This window comes from Iodobacter fluviatilis, assembly GCF_900451195.1.
GTDB lineage: Bacteria > Pseudomonadota > Gammaproteobacteria > Burkholderiales > Chitinibacteraceae > Iodobacter > Iodobacter fluviatilis.
The window spans coordinates 1,282,704-1,296,959 of the sequence record NZ_UGHR01000001.1; the positions used below are offsets into that span (position 1 = coordinate 1,282,704).

A 14,256-nucleotide genomic window follows, 5' to 3' on the forward strand; every position below is an offset into this window, starting at 1 on the left:
CTTGATTTAGCTATTCGTGCGGCGTAAAGTGAACGAACGTTCTGCTTTGCGGGGGTGGATCATGGCAATCAATGGTATCCAGATGCAAAAGGGCTTGTCTTTGCCTGAGTTCATCCAGTTGTACGGTACAGAGCAACAATGCGAAGCCGCATTGCAAAAAGCGCGCTGGCCACAAGGCTTTCGTTGCCCCAAGTGCCATGGACAGAATGCCTGCACATTTATACGAGGCAAAACCCGGCTGTGGGATTGTGATCATTGTGCGCACCAAACCAGCCTGACAGCAGGAACCATGATGCACCAGTCGCAACTCCCCCTGACTAAGTGGTTTCTGGCCATTTATCTGGTGACGCAATTAAAAACAGATATCGCTGCTTTATCGCTGCGCCGGCAACTGGGCATTAGCTGGAAAGCCGCATGGCTGCTGAAACATAAGCTCATGGAGGCCATGAGACAACGAGAGGTCAATCTACCCTTGAGTGGTGATGTTCGGATCGATGATGCTTATCTGGGCGGCGAGCGGCACGGTGGCAAGCGTGGACGTGGATCTGAAAATAAGGTCGCTTTTGTGGCTGCGGTTGAAATGCGAGATGGGCGTCCTCATCGGTTGCGTTTTGATCCGGTACAAGGCTTTTCATTCGAAGCGCTCAAACCATGGCCAGAAAAGGCTTTGGCACTGGGGAGTACGGTCACTTCGGACGGCCTGCTTGGTTTTGAGGTGGTACGGCAATTGGGATTTAAGCATCAAGTTGTTCAAGCGCCCAAAGGCAAGGTTGGCACAGAGATTGATGCATTTAAATGGCTGAATGTGATGCTGGGTAATTTAAAAACGGCACAATCTGGCACTTATCATGCATTTAAATACAGTCAATATGCAGGCCGCTATTTGGCGGAGATGCAATATCGATTTAATCGGCGTTTTGATTTATGCGCCCTTATTCCGCGCATGCTACATGCCTTACTAATAGCTACACCATGCCCGCGTGGGCAATGAACTGAGCAAGAGACATAATCAGGAAAATCTATGTATGACGCCCCAGCCAATTTATATGAATAAATTACAAGCTGGCTATCTTAGATGAATACTACTTACATGCCATCCGAACAATGTAATCAGCTGATCTGCGAGTTATTTCAATACCTCGAGCTTCCTGTCGATCAGGATGCCATGCTTGGCGGCCCAGTTGGGCTGTTGATCGATGACAGCTATAGTATCTATTTTGAAAGCATTGCACCGGATACCTTGCTACTGGAAGCCAATCTTGGCAGCTATCCAGAGGAAGATCTAGCCTTCAGCCATCTTTGCCTGAAACACAATCAGATCAGTTCTGACAACTATCAGCCCATCGTCTCGCTCACTGAGGATCAGCAGCTTGTCTGCTGGCTCAAGTTATCACTACCAGCGGCTGATTTATCTGTCTTATTGAGCGCATTTGATGAAGTACTGGCACTTTCTGAAACACTACTAACAGCATCTACACACCATCAATTCCCTGAAGAAAACCCCAGGTTGCGCCTGACTTCAGTCTATTGATCTAACATTTCACCTCATCGTAAAGGAAATACCATGCCGTTCCCGAAAATTACTGCTGGTGCAATTTTAAGAACTTTCCGCAGTCTTAGCCATAATGACTTGGATGCCAGCACACCCACCCTAGTTTCTTACCGAGGACGCACATTCGAGATGTCACCAGAGAAGAAAGAAACTCGCTCTCAATCAGCGCCGCCATTCACCAAGAAGCCACACAAGGCTGCTCCTCTTTCACCTGTAACAAAACCCTTACAGGCCGAGCTGGGAAAATTTCAGAAAAAACTGGCGAAAGATGCGGTTAAAGACCCTGAAACTGTAACGCAAACAGTCCAAATGAGTCTTGCCGCTGTCTACAGTCGTGCAAAAGATCAATGTTGTCAGCGCCTGCTAGAGCAAGGGCACAAAGCGATTCCTGAGGATTATTTCCGTGAAATTGGCGAGGCAGCACATAAGGCGGGATTGTCCTGCAGTGAAAAGAACGGCATATGGACTCCCACAGCGGCTGGCGCCAACGGCATAGCAAATGGCATTATGATTCCTGTGAATAGCAAGTTTCCTAAGTATTGTAAAACACCAGAACAGATAAAATCGAACGCTGACTATGTGCACAGCAAGCTGCTGGAGATCGTAGAGCCATATGCCAGAAAGAGCGGCAAAGCCTCCCTAATTGAGTTCGATGCTACGCTGGCGAAAATAGCAGCGAAATATGAGAAGCCGGTGGCAGCTCCGGTAATAATGTGGGAAACGTCTATCTGATTTCAGGGAGTGGCAAGATCACGTTTACTGTAAACCCCCAGTCATCCCATTAACGCTAGGCTTATTTTGAGGTAGCCTGAATTCCGTAGACACGCTTGTTTGGTAAACTTTGAGCCAACAGGAGTGAGAAATGAGCAAAAGAATAACGCAAAGCCATACGCCGGAATTTCGGGCGGAAGCGATCAAGCTGGTGTTTGAGCAGGGGTTTTCGGTGGCCGAGACTGCTGCGCGTTTGAATATGAAGCAGAGCACGCTGGCGTATTGGGTCACACAAGCCCGCAAGGCAGACAAAACCACCTCCGCGCAGACCGGGATGCCCGATGCCTCTGACTTGATGGCTAAGGTTCGGCAATTACGCAAAGAACTGGCCGAAGCCCGGATGGAGCGCGATATCCTAAAAAAAGCGACGGCGTACTTTGCCAGGGAATCACTGCCCGGTACGCGTTCGTGAAGCAATGGCAAGCTCAATATCCGGTCAAACTGTTGTGCCAGACTTTGGCGGTGTCTCGCTGTGGTTTTTACGCCTGGCAAAAACGGCCACCTTGCCGCCGCACGCTGGAGAATGAGCGTTTACGGGTAGAGATTCGGGCCGCACACAACAGGACTCGCCGGACTTATAGCGCCAAGCGCTTGCAGGAGGAACTGGCAGAAGAAGGAATTAAAGCGGATCGTGACCGGATCGCCCGGCTGAGGCGTGAAGAAGGTATTCGTTGCATCCAAAAGCGTAAATTCAAAGCGACGACGAACTCAAACCACACTCTGCCGATCGCAGATAACTTGCTGAATCAATAGTTTAAACCCACTGAGCCGAACCAAGTCTGGGTGAGTGACATCAGTGTGCCGCAGCAAGCGGCGTAAGAGATGAGGGTATGGCCCCTCGCCATCGGCTTGCAGGAGCAGGTGGCAAACCACCGTAAGCGGCACAAGTCAAAAGCTTGTGTCGTGAGCGTTACGGAAAAGGCGTCCGTTGAGGCGTCAGGTATGGATTAATGAAGGCGAACAACCGTGAACTGCCGTTCAAGTGTCGAAAGTGTTCAGATGACATCAAAACCGGGGAGTGATGTTGCTCCGGGATTAGCTTGGCCGTTACCTGCTTACGGGTCAAGCGGTGTCCGGCATAGAGGCAGCGTCAGCGTAATCCGGGCTCTTATGTTGAACTGCGGGAACCTTCGGTGGCGATGGCAAGCGAAAAGCACAAGCCGACAAGGCGAGGCTGATAGTAGCGATGCGCCACCAAGGGGCGGAGCAGCTCGTAGTAGTGATGAAACCGCTGTAATGGCGGTGGAGCGAAGGGGCTGCGTCATCCCGGTCTGGTTGGGTGTCAACCACGCAAGTGGGAGGAGTACTCGGCCATGACCAAGCCTTATGACATTCCCAAAGCGTTAATCTGGGGAGCTTTTCAACGTGTAAAAGCCAACGGCGGAGCCGCTGGCGTCGATCAGGAGTCGATTGCACAATTTGAGTCTAACTTGAGTGACAACCTGTATAAACTTTGGAATCGGCTTGGTTCGGGTAGTTATTTCCCGCCGGCAGTCAAAGGTGTTGCGATTCCCAAGAAATCAGGGGGAGTACGCATGCTGGGTATACCGACGGTGGCAGACCGGGTGGCGCAAACTGCGGCCAAGCTTTTGCTTGAGCCAGAGCTTGATCCACTATTTCACCCCAATTCCTATGGTTATCGTCCCGGGCGCTCAGCGCACGATGCGATTGCCTTGGTAAGGCGGCGAAATTGGGAGTACGACTGGGTTCTGGAGTTCGATATAAAAGGGCTTTTCGATAACATCGACCATGATTTACTCCTGCGTGCGCTTAAGAAGCACTGTAAAACGCCATGGATTTTACTGTATGTCGAGCGTTGGCTTAAAGCGCCGATGCAAACTGCAGACGGTCAAATTCTGGCGCGAACACGCGGTACACCGCAAGGTGGCGTAGTCAGTCCGCTGCTGGCCAACTTATTTTTGCATTACGCCTTTGATGTGTGGGTTAAACAGCATCTGCGCAGCGTACGGATTTGTCGTTACGCTGACGATGGCGTGGTGCATTGTAAGAGTTTGGCGCAAGCACAATTTGCGCTTGACAAGATTGGTGAGCGATTTCGACAGTGTGGGCTTGAATTACATCCAGAGAAAACCAAGATCGTTTACTGTCAGGATATTAATCGGCAGCAAGCGTTCGACTGCGTGCAGTTTACGTTTCTGGGTTATACGTTTCGACCGCGTAAGGCGGTGGATAAGTATGGCCGAGTTTATGTGAATTTCTCACCGGCAGTCAGTCGTGATGCTCTCAAAGCAATGCGACAGACGATACGGGGATGGCACTTGCAATTGAAATGTGATTGCAAACTCGACGACCTGTCGGCGATGTTTAACACAGTGTTGCGTGGCTGGCAGCGTTATTATGGTCGGTTTTATGCCTCGGCGATGTCGGCCATTTGGAAGCACATGAATAGCTATCTGGTGCGCTGGTTGATGCGCAAGTACAAGCATCTTGCCCGGCATAAAACTCGAGCATGGCGTGCACTTGGCCGACTTGCGCAGGCGTTTCCTAACGCATTTGTACATTGGGAAATGGGATTTGTGCCGAAGGCTGGATGATGGGAGCCGGATGAGTTGAGAGGCTCACGTCCGGTTCTGCGAGGGGCTGGGGGTGAAATTCCCCCGGTCTACTCACCCTTATATTCCGGCGGGTGAAGGCTGGCTGTATTTGGCGGGTATCAAGGATGTCTTTACCTGTGAGATCGTCGGCTATGCCATGGGGTCACGTATGACTCAGGAATTGGTCGGCCAAGCGCTGTGGAAGGCCGTGAAATGGAAGCGGCTGCAAGCTGGCCTAATCCTGCATTCAGATCGAGGTAGCCAGTATTGTTCGCATCGCTATCGGAAGCTGATTGAGCAGTTTGGTTTGCAGGCATCGATGTCGCGGCGAGGGAACTGCTACGACAATGCACCGATGGAAAGCTTTTGGGGTAGCTTGAAGAATGAGCTGGTGCATCATCACCGTTACTGCAGCGGGTTTGAGGCAGAAGCATCGATTCGAGAATACATCGAAATTTTTTACAATCGCCAACGGCGCCACACGCGCTTGGGCAATCTATCCCCGGTCACGTTTGCACAAAAATTTAGCAGGCAAGCGGCTGGGATTTGAGGAGGGTGTGTCTACTGTTGTCAGGACAGGTCATCCACTCCACACCTGAAAATTTCAATCAAAAACAGTACTACGCGCTAATGGGGCTGCTGGGGCACAACGACTGCGTGATTGCCCTTCATGGCGGCGACCAAAAATCAAAGAATAAAACTCACAATCTAGCGCAGAGCTTGGCTGGCCGCTTCTCTTCCATCGAAGAGGTTGAAGGCAAAGCGCTTCATGAGTTCATCAAGAAGCTCATTGCAGCCAAGACAACGCAAACAGGCTTTCTTCTTTCATTGATCTTTGCCAAAAAGTGCTTTACCGGTGTGGCGAAGGCACTGACTGTAAATCAGCGTGCAAAACTTTCCAGGTTTCCGGGGTAAACAGCGTCCAATAGTTTCCACCCCGGTTGTGTAACCATCCGGTATTTCGCCGGAGAAACCTGGGGTGTTATCCATGGACATCATTGCCGAAATCCGGCGTCGTCATTTCATTAGTCACGAAAGTATCAGCGCCATTGCCCGTGACCTTAAACTCTCCCGTCCTACCGTGCGCAAGCACCTTAAAACCACCGCATCTCCCGCCTACCAGCGTGCCCGGCAACCCCAGCCTAAACTCGGCCGGTTTCAATCCATCCTGGAGCAATGGCTGGAAACTGAACGGCACCTGCCCAAAACACAGCGCAGAACCGCTCAACGACTCTTTGAAGGCTTGCAAGCCGAGGGCTATGCCGGGGCCTACGACAGCATTCAGCGCTTCGTGAAACAGTGGAAGTCCAGCGCCGCCGCGCCCGGCAGCAAGCAGGCCTTTGTGCCCTTAGTTTTTGCGCCGGGCGAGGTGTGCCAGTTTGACTGGAGCCATGAACAGGTCGAAATCAATGGCGTCTTTCAGACCATTAAAGTGGCGCATTTCCGCCTGACCTATAGCCGGCAGTGCTTTGTAGTGGCCTATCCCCGGGAAACGCAGGAAATGGTCTTCGATGCGCATGACCGGGCCTTTGCCTTCTTCGGTGGCGTGCCATTGCGGATGGTGTATGACAATCTGAAGGCGGTTGTCGACACGATTCTGGTCGGCAAAGAGCGGCAATTTAACCGGCGGTTTATGGTGCTGGCCAATCATTACCTGTTTGAGCCGGTGGCCTGCACACCCGCATCAGGCTGGGAGAAGGGGCAGGTTGAGAATCAGGTGGGCAATATCCGCGAATGGCTGTTTACGCCGCTGGCCCGGTTTGCCAGCTTTGCGGCACTGAATGCCTGGCTCAGCCAGCGCTGCCGGGAGTTAGGCGCTCGCCAGCATCCGGTTTACGAGGGCTCCATTGCCAGCCATTGGGAGTCCGAACGCACTGCTTTGCGCCCCATGTCGGCGGCATTTGATGGTTATGTCGAAGCCATGTTGCGTGTTTCCAGCACTTGCCTGGTGTGTGTGGACCGGAATCGTTACAGCGTCCCCGCTATCCATGCGGGCAAAGCGGTATCGGTGCGGATCCGGGCCACGCACATTGAGATTGTGGCGAACTCCATCCAGGTTGCTCAGCATGCGCGTTGCTTTGGCCGGGACCAGCTGATTTGTGATCCCTGGCATTATTTGCCCATTCTGGAAAAAAAGCCGGGTGCTTTGCGGCATGGTGCGCCGTTTGTGCAATGGGAATTACCACCCGCGGTACAGCAAGTGCGGGATCGGATTCTAAAGCAGCCGAAAGGCGACCGGGCCTTTGTTGAGCTGCTGCAGATGGCCCGCACAGCGGGGCTGGATGTCTTGCAGGTGGCGTGTGAATTAGCGCTGGAACATGGCGTGGTGACCGCAGCAGTGGTCTTGAATGAAATGCGCAGGCTGATAGCACCCGCCCAGCCGGCGGTACTGAATCTGCCGGATCAGCTGCAACTGAAGCATGCCCCGCAAGCCAACTGCGCCCGTTATGACGATCTGCGAGGAGCCCAACATGTCCTGCATTGATCGTAGTTTGCAGTTAAAGCAATTACAGCTTTATGGTATGGCTGCGGCCTGGGCGGAATGGCAGGCCGAGAAAACCAGAAAACCGGCCACGATAGAAGCCTGGCTGGATCATCTGATTGCTGCGGAAACGGCTGATCGGGAGGTACGCAGTTTGCGCTATCAGCTCAAAGCAGCCCGCTTCCCAATTCACCGGGATCTGCTGGGCTTTGACTGGGCAGAAAGCCCCTTGGCCGCCTCCCAGATTGAGCAACTGGCCACTGCTGCGTTTATGGAGCATGCGCACAACCTGATTCTGGTTGGCGGCACCGGCACGGGCAAAACCCACCTCGCCACAGCACTGGGTGTTGCTGCGATTCACAAGGGCAAGCGGGTGAGATTCTTCAATGCAGTGGATCTGGTGAATTTGCTGGAGAAAGAAAAGTCGCTGGGCAAAAGCGGCCATCTGGCACGTCAGCTCAGCCAGATTGATGCGCTGATTCTGGACGAGCTAGGCTATCTGCCCTTTCCTGTTTCGGGTGGCGCTTTACTGTTTCATTTGCTTAGCCAGCTGTACGAAAAAACGAGCCTGATCATCACGACCAACCTGTCATTTGGCGAATGGGTCACGGTATTTGGTGACGCCAAAATGACGACAGCGCTGCTGGACCGAATCACACATCACTGTGAAATTCTGGAAACGGGCAATGATTCGTTCAGGTTTAAACAGCGTAAAAAGGGGCAGAAAACGGGCTGACAAACTGGAAACTTTTGGACGCTGACGGGTGGAAAGTATTGGACGCTGATTGACAATCATAAGCGGGTTTACAGGATTTACTGCGATTTAGAGTTAAATCTGCGGATTAAGCCTAAAAAGCGCTTAGAACGCGAAACGCCAGAGCCATTAGCGGTACCAGAGGCAAAAAATGAAACATGGTCGATGGATTTTATGCACGATCAATTGGCCGATGGCCGCAGCATTCGCCTATTTAATGTGATTGATGATTTTAATCGGGAAGGATTGGGCATTGAAGTCGATTTCTCTTTGCCAGCAGAACGCGTCATACGCAGCCTGAATCAAATTATTGAATGGCGTGGTAAACCAAAACGAATCAGGTCTGATAATGGCCCTGAATACATTAGTTACATATTAAAAAATTGGGCAGAACAACAATCGATTGAATTGGCCTATATTCAGCCCGGCAACCCGCAGCAAAATGCGTATATTGAACGCTATAATCGCACCGTTCGATATGAATGGCTGGCTTGTGATGATTTTGAAAGTATTGCTGAAGTACAAGAAACCGCAACGCAATGGCTTTGGAGTTACAATAACGAACGCCCACATATGGGATTGGGTGGCATCACCCCAAAACAGAAACTGGCATTACATGCCTAGCCTCTACTTTTAAGTGAGCTTAAAAATGGGGGGATTACCCCTGCAGGGGTCTTCGTAAAGGTAGCCATTTGGGTCTCGCGGATCGTTACTGTACTGAAAATGTACTTTTTCTGATCCACAAAATCAAATGGCCTACGCATAGATTGCGTAAGCCGTTGATTTTATTGGTGGGCCTGCACGGACTTGAACCGTGGACCAAAGGATTATGAGTCCTCTGCTCTAACCAACTGAGCTACAGGCCCATAAGTAGCAACATGCTACCCCTCATTGATCTGACAATTAACGCAACTTTTCACTTTTTACTACCTAGCTTCAATGTGCCTAAGCCACACAAATTCAATAGTCCTGTATGTTTTTTCCGAAAGTAGCCTAAGTTGTAAAAACATCTCAAATACTTTGACAATTACCGGTAGAATTTTCTCGCAGTGGTTGAGGAGCTCTACATGAAAGCCGTGGGCAAATTGATAACGTCAGATTATTGCGATTTTAAAGCAAACCGAAGCCAGTTCAATCGCCCCCAATTTAGGCCGCGAACATGGCGTGAGCCCTGTCTCCATTCTAGTGAACAAGAATATAGAAATTGTTCAGATAAGCACCACCATCACCTAAAAGATTTCTAATGACCTCAATTTTTCGTTCAATATTATTCTTAGACAAATCATTCAATTCACTAACTTTTATATCAGCAATTTTGCCTCCTTGTTTGACAAAGAAATCTAACTGAGCATCAGTTTCAAATGTGTACGTATTCAGCATTTCTGTTAACTTCTTAACAGCATCGGAGTCCTTTCCCAGTACATTATTTAAATCTAGCTTAAAAGGTTTGCCTGCAACTGCCTGTGGTAGCAAGGTTTTCTTGATGGTAGGTGCAACTACCCGTGCTAGTTCCGAGGTTTCCGCAGGGGCAAGTGCAACTACCTGTGCTAGTTCCGAGGTTTCCGCAGGGGCCGATGCGGCAAGAAGACCCAATTTATCCATATCCCACATAAAAATTTGACCGGTAGATTCCCGAGGGAAATCACGCATAAATTCTTCAAGACTAAGAGCGCTACGCCTGGCATTATATGCATTTATCCCACCCGTAATAAACCCCCAATCTTTATGATAAAAACTATAATGCCCATTTGGAGCATCTGGGGACATTCTCCTTAATACAAGACATCCATCTTCGTATGAATCTAGTGCTAACTTTATTTTAGCAACTTCATCCACCTTAGCATTACAAGATACATGTTCAAATGATTTCCCAATGTCAGATTCATACATAGCTACTTGGGTTGATATTACTTTCGGCTGTTCTCTAACACCTTTCATCTCGTTTTTGGCATGATAAGACTTGATATCTACATCCACTTCTAGCCTATACGCCTCATCAATAACTACTTTATGGTCGTCTTCTCCTATATTATTCATTAAAATGTGATTATCTAAGTCAAACTGATTATCTCCATATACTGTATACCAGTCGGAAATTGCAGTACTCAATGCTTTGGGTTCTTCTTTATATTTTGCATAATACGCCAGATAGGATGCATCCGCTATGCAAGAAGAATTTATACCGTTATAAAATGTTTTTCTATACGCATCAACACCTAGGTGTATCTTCTCAAGAAATTCATTTTTATCTAGGCCTTGAGCGCTAGGCCATGCAGTCTCTAATACGCTTGTGGCTTGCTGTGGCGGTATGTCTTTTGTATTAGTCTCTGCTGATACCGTGGTCGCAAGCACGACTTCATTATTTAATGATCTATTTTCTTGCACATTCGCAACTATGGCTTGCGGAGCAATTTGGGCGCTATTTCCAGTATTTGGTAATGCTGGAGCACCCACGACTAGATTAGATTTAGATAGAGAATCAATATTGTTTTCTATATGCGTTTTTATTGCCTCCAAGATAGCCACTTGCACAGTGTTGCTTGAAAAACTTAATTTACGAAAAACATATCTTCTGTTTGTCTCTTGCTCAAAAAAAGGTGCCATAGATGACCTTATATTCTTTATAAACTCACCTGCTGCACCCGAACGAATGTTATTTATACAGTCATCAATTTTTGACACTAATTCTTTAGCATTTTCTTGCAGGGCGGTAGACACAAATTTTAAATTGGCTACACTTGATAATACTTTTGTGACATCGTCACTACCCTTATCGACACTCAAGGCTTGCGGAGAAAATGTGTTTGCATTGGTTAAAGTGGGTGCTGCTGTCTGTTGCAATCTAGGGGACTCGTGCACTAATCTTCTATTATCATTTTCTTTAATTTGATTATTCGCGTTTAAAATCTTAGCACGACAAGCTTGGACTGGGTGAAATGCATAAAATAGCCCTTTGTAGAGTACAACGTTATGGTATTTATCGACGCCAACCTTGGCATTGGGCGATAAATTGTGAGTTAATTTAAATTGACTCAGTTGTTGAGTTGTACACTCAGTAATCTTTATTTTCGTATTAAATGATAGCACGTTACATACTCCTTAAAAACGAGGGCATGCCCAATTAAGGCATCATCCCTCCATGGCAAAACCCTAGTAGATAAATTAAATCGCTTTGGAGAAATGACTGGGGGCGACGTCGGCGACGGCCAACCATTGCTCGGCATGCTGAATCAGGACGTCAAAAGCCTCGATCAGCGTCGGCAGCTCATTCCCCTCTAAGGGAAGGCGTAACCAACAGCTCCAGTGGTCTTCGGGATCGAGCGCCCATACCGGTTGCCAACGCTGCGCCGCCATTTGATTGTGGCGCAATGCTTGCGCATAAAGCAGGCCGTCCCGTTCGGGATGGCTACTACCCAGTTCGGCCAGCAGGCACCAACTGGCTTGGTCTACCCATGCCAGGTGGACAGTAAATTGCTGTTCCACCGTCAGGCTGATGACTTCTTGCTCTGGGCGTATAGCACCGATGTCAAAGCCCAAATGGCTGAGTAATTCACCAACGACTTGGTGAAATGGCTGTAAATATGACATAAATTAGGGGCTCCTGATGTGTACTTTGTCGTGTCCGTTGATAAGCCATTTTTTCACTGGGGCATTAATTAATAAGCACTCATGGCTTATTTTATCTCTAGGAATGAAGTGAAGCGTCCCCGTCATGCTTGCCATCATTTAGATGCTTGATAAATTATCGATTATGGCTCATCCGTTTTAATGGCTGAATCTGATCTGCGGGTATTCTCGGATAAATTGCAAGTACTCTTGAGGGGAAACTGATTTTCATGTCGATTTCCAAAAATAAAATTTTATAGCCTATGCAATTTTATAACTATCAAAAATCGCCTTTTTTAAATAGCTCAGCAAAATAAAACACCCCAGCTCTTCAAATACCCAAGCCATTAATCCGCTCTTGCAAATTAGCAACAGAACCTTGTTAAATTAATACAACCGCCCACTCCAAGGCATTGTTTCTTGCCCTTCTGCTTCCTCGCTACTCAACGCTTGCAGATTCCAACGCTGTTTTTCGCCTTTCGTCCAACGTTCAAACTTCAGTGCCTTATGATCCAGCTCACGCAAGCGGATTTGAATCGTTCCCAGTTGCTCTTTTAGTAATTCACACTGCTGCTTGCATTGCAAATGCTCGAGGCGTAATTTTTGGATTTCACAGAGCAACACAGCCTGTTGCCGACGCTGCTCAAACAATTGAGCTTTACTCACAGCAATCGCATTTAGATATTGAGCACTTAGAGTTGTTTGCACATTTTGCAAACTAGCCTCAATAACGAGCAGTTGAGCTTCCTGTGAGGCCAGCGCCTGCCTCTGCAAACTCAACAGACGCTGCTGTATTTGAGTTTTTCGCTCAGACAGCATCAGCAGTTTTCGGCCCTTATGCCACAGCGGCATGTAACGCCTTTAATGTGTGATCAAACTCGCTGTGCTCTTGCATAGGCTGACGCAATACATCTAACAGTGCAGGCTTACAAGAAAATGCACGGTCATTTTCCACATTTTCTCCTGCTCGATATTCGCCGAGATCTACATAAAGCTGCATCTCTTCAAGCTTTGTTAAAAGCGTACGCACTTTCACGGCCAGAGCCTGATGGGCTGGTGTAGTGATCTGTGCAAACAAGCGACTATTGCTGCGTAAAACGTCAATCGCAGGGAAATGTCCCTGCCCCGCCAATTTTTGAGTCAAATAAATATGCCCGTCCAAAATAGAGCGAATTTCATCTCCAATAGGGTCAGCTTCTTCTTCCGACTCTAATAAAACGGTGTAAAACGCCGTGATACTGCCATGCAGGGTCTTGCCTGAACGCTCTAATAACTTAGGTAAGGCATCAAACACTGAGGCAGGGTAGCCGCGACGAGCCGGCATTTCACCTGCCGCCAAGGCGAGATCACGCAAAGCACGTGCATACCGAGTTAATGAATCCAAAAGCAAGATGACTTTTTTGCCTTCATCTCGAAAATGCTCAGCGATTGTTGTAGCGATCTGTGCCGCATTACAGCGATCTACCGAGGCCGCATCTGAAGTTGAGTACACCAAAACCGTGCGGTCTTTATGCTGAGTATTTCGCAGCCATTCGCTAAATTCTGCGACCTCTCGTCCACGCTCTCCAACGAGCCCCACCACAAATACATCTGCGTCAGCGTGTTCAATAAGCATATTCATCAAGGTGGTCTTACCGCAGCCGGCAGGTGCAAAAATTCCCACTCGCTGTCCTACGCCGCAAGTAAGCAAGCTATCTAAAGCGCGTATGCCTGTTGGTAAGACGGCATCAATGGATGCCCGCTCCAAATAACTCGGAGGTAAAGCATCAATCTGACGGGTGTATGCACAAGAAACACGCTCAGGACTGAGGCGCTCCACAATGTCGCCATTGGCATCAAGCACCGCCCCCAGCATTACATCGCTCACTTCGATACATTGGCTCTTACGGGTAGGCATTACGAGCATCTGACGCGACAGGCCCGCTGTAGAGCCAAGGACACTAAGCATGGTCTGATCCCCGCTAAAACCGACCACACGGGCCCGAACGCTGACCTGAGTAGCCAGAAGGGAGTCGCGCAACTCACACAGCTCCCCCACAAACACATCAGGCAAAGGCGCCTCGATCATCGGTCCGCGCAAGTGATGTGGATGCGCATAGTGACACCACAACGATGTAAATTTCATCGATTTACAATCTCGTGGGCATCAGACATCGAATTAAAAAAACTCTGTAAGGAAAAGGCGAAAGATTCTGGAGATTGCAAAAAGTCCTGATGTAATGTGCCGCGATACTCCAAATAGCCATCCCGCTCAGCCACCATAGGCTGCCTCATTTGCAAATAGGCTTGTGGCTCCATTAAGTGTGTTAGTAAATCACTACCATACTGGGCCATAGCACTTTCATTAAATTCGGAGATCCTGCTCCATAACCACACACTATATTCATCCTTGACCAAGTAAATACTTGGTGCATTATCAAAATTAAAACAGATGGTCGAATGTCCATCAATATCCTTAACTAGGCCCCCAGGGAAACCTAAATGCTGCAGCGCGGCCTTTACCAAAGTAGCAATATCTAAATTCTGCATATCCATC

General features: G+C 48.7%; 14 protein-coding genes, 1 tRNA gene and 2 pseudogenes. 11 read left to right on the plus strand and 6 right to left on the minus strand.

The window, feature by feature from the left end; all coding sequences use genetic code 11:
- Nucleotides 1–61: 61 nt before the first annotated feature.
- The 11 genes and pseudogenes from DYD62_RS05850 to DYD62_RS05905 all read left to right on the plus strand — a co-directional run.
- Nucleotides 62–991: an IS1595 family transposase gene (locus DYD62_RS05850; RefSeq protein ID WP_115226491.1), complete on the plus strand. Its 930-nt coding sequence runs from the start codon at nucleotides 62–64 to the stop codon at nucleotides 989–991.
- Between the two features lie 84 nt (nucleotides 992–1,075).
- A complete protein-coding gene (locus tag DYD62_RS05855; RefSeq protein WP_115226492.1) occupies nucleotides 1,076–1,531 on the plus strand; it encodes a CesT family type III secretion system chaperone in 456 nt (151 codons plus the stop codon).
- A 33-nt stretch (nucleotides 1,532–1,564) separates the two neighbouring features.
- A complete protein-coding gene (locus DYD62_RS05860; protein ID WP_115226493.1) occupies nucleotides 1,565–2,284 on the plus strand; it encodes a hypothetical protein in 720 nt (239 codons plus the stop codon).
- Between the two features lie 130 nt (nucleotides 2,285–2,414).
- A complete protein-coding gene (locus DYD62_RS05865) occupies nucleotides 2,415–2,735 on the plus strand; it encodes a transposase (protein ID WP_115226494.1) in 321 nt (106 codons plus the stop codon).
- The gene (locus tag DYD62_RS05870; RefSeq protein WP_165928813.1) at nucleotides 2,732–3,076 is read left to right on the plus strand and encodes an IS3 family transposase; all 345 of its coding nucleotides are present in this window, start codon (nucleotides 2,732–2,734) and stop codon (nucleotides 3,074–3,076) included. Before DYD62_RS05865 ends, DYD62_RS05870 begins: the two co-directional genes overlap by 4 nt.
- 560 nt (nucleotides 3,077–3,636) lie before the next feature.
- A complete protein-coding gene (ltrA, locus tag DYD62_RS05880) occupies nucleotides 3,637–4,878 on the plus strand; it encodes a group II intron reverse transcriptase/maturase (RefSeq protein WP_115226497.1) in 1,242 nt (413 codons plus the stop codon).
- Between the two features lie 79 nt (nucleotides 4,879–4,957).
- Nucleotides 4,958–5,428, plus strand: a pseudogene (locus tag DYD62_RS05885) (IS3 family transposase); the annotation flags it as partial.
- Nucleotides 5,429–5,445: 17 nt separating this feature from the next.
- A complete protein-coding gene (locus DYD62_RS05890) occupies nucleotides 5,446–5,793 on the plus strand; it encodes a hypothetical protein (protein ID WP_207916835.1) in 348 nt (115 codons plus the stop codon).
- Between the two features lie 64 nt (nucleotides 5,794–5,857).
- Complete coding sequence (gene istA / locus DYD62_RS05895; RefSeq protein ID WP_115226498.1) at nucleotides 5,858–7,363, plus strand: IS21 family transposase; 1,506 nt, start codon at nucleotides 5,858–5,860, stop codon at nucleotides 7,361–7,363.
- Entirely contained in the window at nucleotides 7,350–8,096 is a 747-nt protein-coding gene (gene istB / locus DYD62_RS05900; protein ID WP_115226499.1) for an IS21-like element helper ATPase IstB, read from the plus strand. The genes istA and istB overlap by 14 nt, the downstream gene beginning before the upstream one ends.
- A 54-nt stretch (nucleotides 8,097–8,150) precedes the next feature.
- A pseudogene (locus DYD62_RS05905) lies at nucleotides 8,151–8,738 on the plus strand (IS3 family transposase); the annotation flags it as partial.
- A 165-nt stretch (nucleotides 8,739–8,903) separates the two neighbouring features.
- Here DYD62_RS05905 and DYD62_RS05910 read toward each other — a convergent pair.
- The 6 genes from DYD62_RS05910 to DYD62_RS05935 form a co-directional block, all read right to left on the minus strand.
- Nucleotides 8,904–8,980 (minus strand) — tRNA-Ile (locus DYD62_RS05910).
- A 316-nt stretch (nucleotides 8,981–9,296) separates the two neighbouring features.
- Complete coding sequence (locus DYD62_RS05915) at nucleotides 9,297–11,201, minus strand: hypothetical protein (RefSeq protein WP_115226500.1); 1,905 nt, start codon at nucleotides 11,199–11,201, stop codon at nucleotides 9,297–9,299.
- Nucleotides 11,202–11,276: 75 nt separating this feature from the next.
- Nucleotides 11,277–11,702: a CesT family type III secretion system chaperone gene (locus DYD62_RS05920; RefSeq protein ID WP_115226501.1), complete on the minus strand. Its 426-nt coding sequence runs from the start codon at nucleotides 11,700–11,702 to the stop codon at nucleotides 11,277–11,279.
- Between the two features lie 405 nt (nucleotides 11,703–12,107).
- Complete coding sequence (locus DYD62_RS05925; RefSeq protein WP_115226502.1) at nucleotides 12,108–12,572, minus strand: SpaM family type III secretion system protein; 465 nt, start codon at nucleotides 12,570–12,572, stop codon at nucleotides 12,108–12,110.
- Entirely contained in the window at nucleotides 12,556–13,788 is a 1,233-nt protein-coding gene (gene sctN / locus DYD62_RS05930; protein WP_276527785.1) for a type III secretion system ATPase SctN, read from the minus strand. The genes DYD62_RS05925 and sctN overlap by 17 nt, the downstream gene beginning before the upstream one ends.
- A gap of 53 nt (nucleotides 13,789–13,841) precedes the next feature.
- Nucleotides 13,842–14,255 carry an InvB/SpaK family type III secretion system chaperone gene (locus DYD62_RS05935; RefSeq protein ID WP_115226504.1) on the minus strand — a complete coding sequence of 138 codons (414 nt, stop codon included), beginning with the start codon at nucleotides 14,253–14,255 and terminating at the stop codon, nucleotides 13,842–13,844.
- Nucleotide 14,256 lies beyond the last annotated feature (1 nt).

Coding starts and splice junctions, on each gene's coding strand:
- DYD62_RS05850 (WP_115226491.1), top strand. CDS start 62: ATGGCAATCAATGGTATCCAGATGCAAAAGGGCTTGTCTTTGCCTGAG.
- DYD62_RS05855 (WP_115226492.1), top strand. CDS start 1,076: ATGAATACTACTTACATGCCATCCGAACAATGTAATCAGCTGATCTGC.
- DYD62_RS05860 (WP_115226493.1), top strand. CDS start 1,565: ATGCCGTTCCCGAAAATTACTGCTGGTGCAATTTTAAGAACTTTCCGC.
- DYD62_RS05865 (WP_115226494.1), top strand. CDS start 2,415: ATGAGCAAAAGAATAACGCAAAGCCATACGCCGGAATTTCGGGCGGAA.
- ltrA (WP_115226497.1), top strand. CDS start 3,637: ATGACCAAGCCTTATGACATTCCCAAAGCGTTAATCTGGGGAGCTTTT.
- istB (WP_115226499.1), top strand. CDS start 7,350: ATGTCCTGCATTGATCGTAGTTTGCAGTTAAAGCAATTACAGCTTTAT.
- DYD62_RS05920 (WP_115226501.1), bottom strand. CDS start 11,702: ATGTCATATTTACAGCCATTTCACCAAGTCGTTGGTGAATTACTCAGC.
- DYD62_RS05925 (WP_115226502.1), bottom strand. CDS start 12,572: ATGCCGCTGTGGCATAAGGGCCGAAAACTGCTGATGCTGTCTGAGCGA.
- sctN (WP_276527785.1), bottom strand. CDS start 13,788: ATGATCGAGGCGCCTTTGCCTGATGTGTTTGTGGGGGAGCTGTGTGAG.
- DYD62_RS05935 (WP_115226504.1), bottom strand. CDS start 14,255: ATGGATATGCAGAATTTAGATATTGCTACTTTGGTAAAGGCCGCGCTG.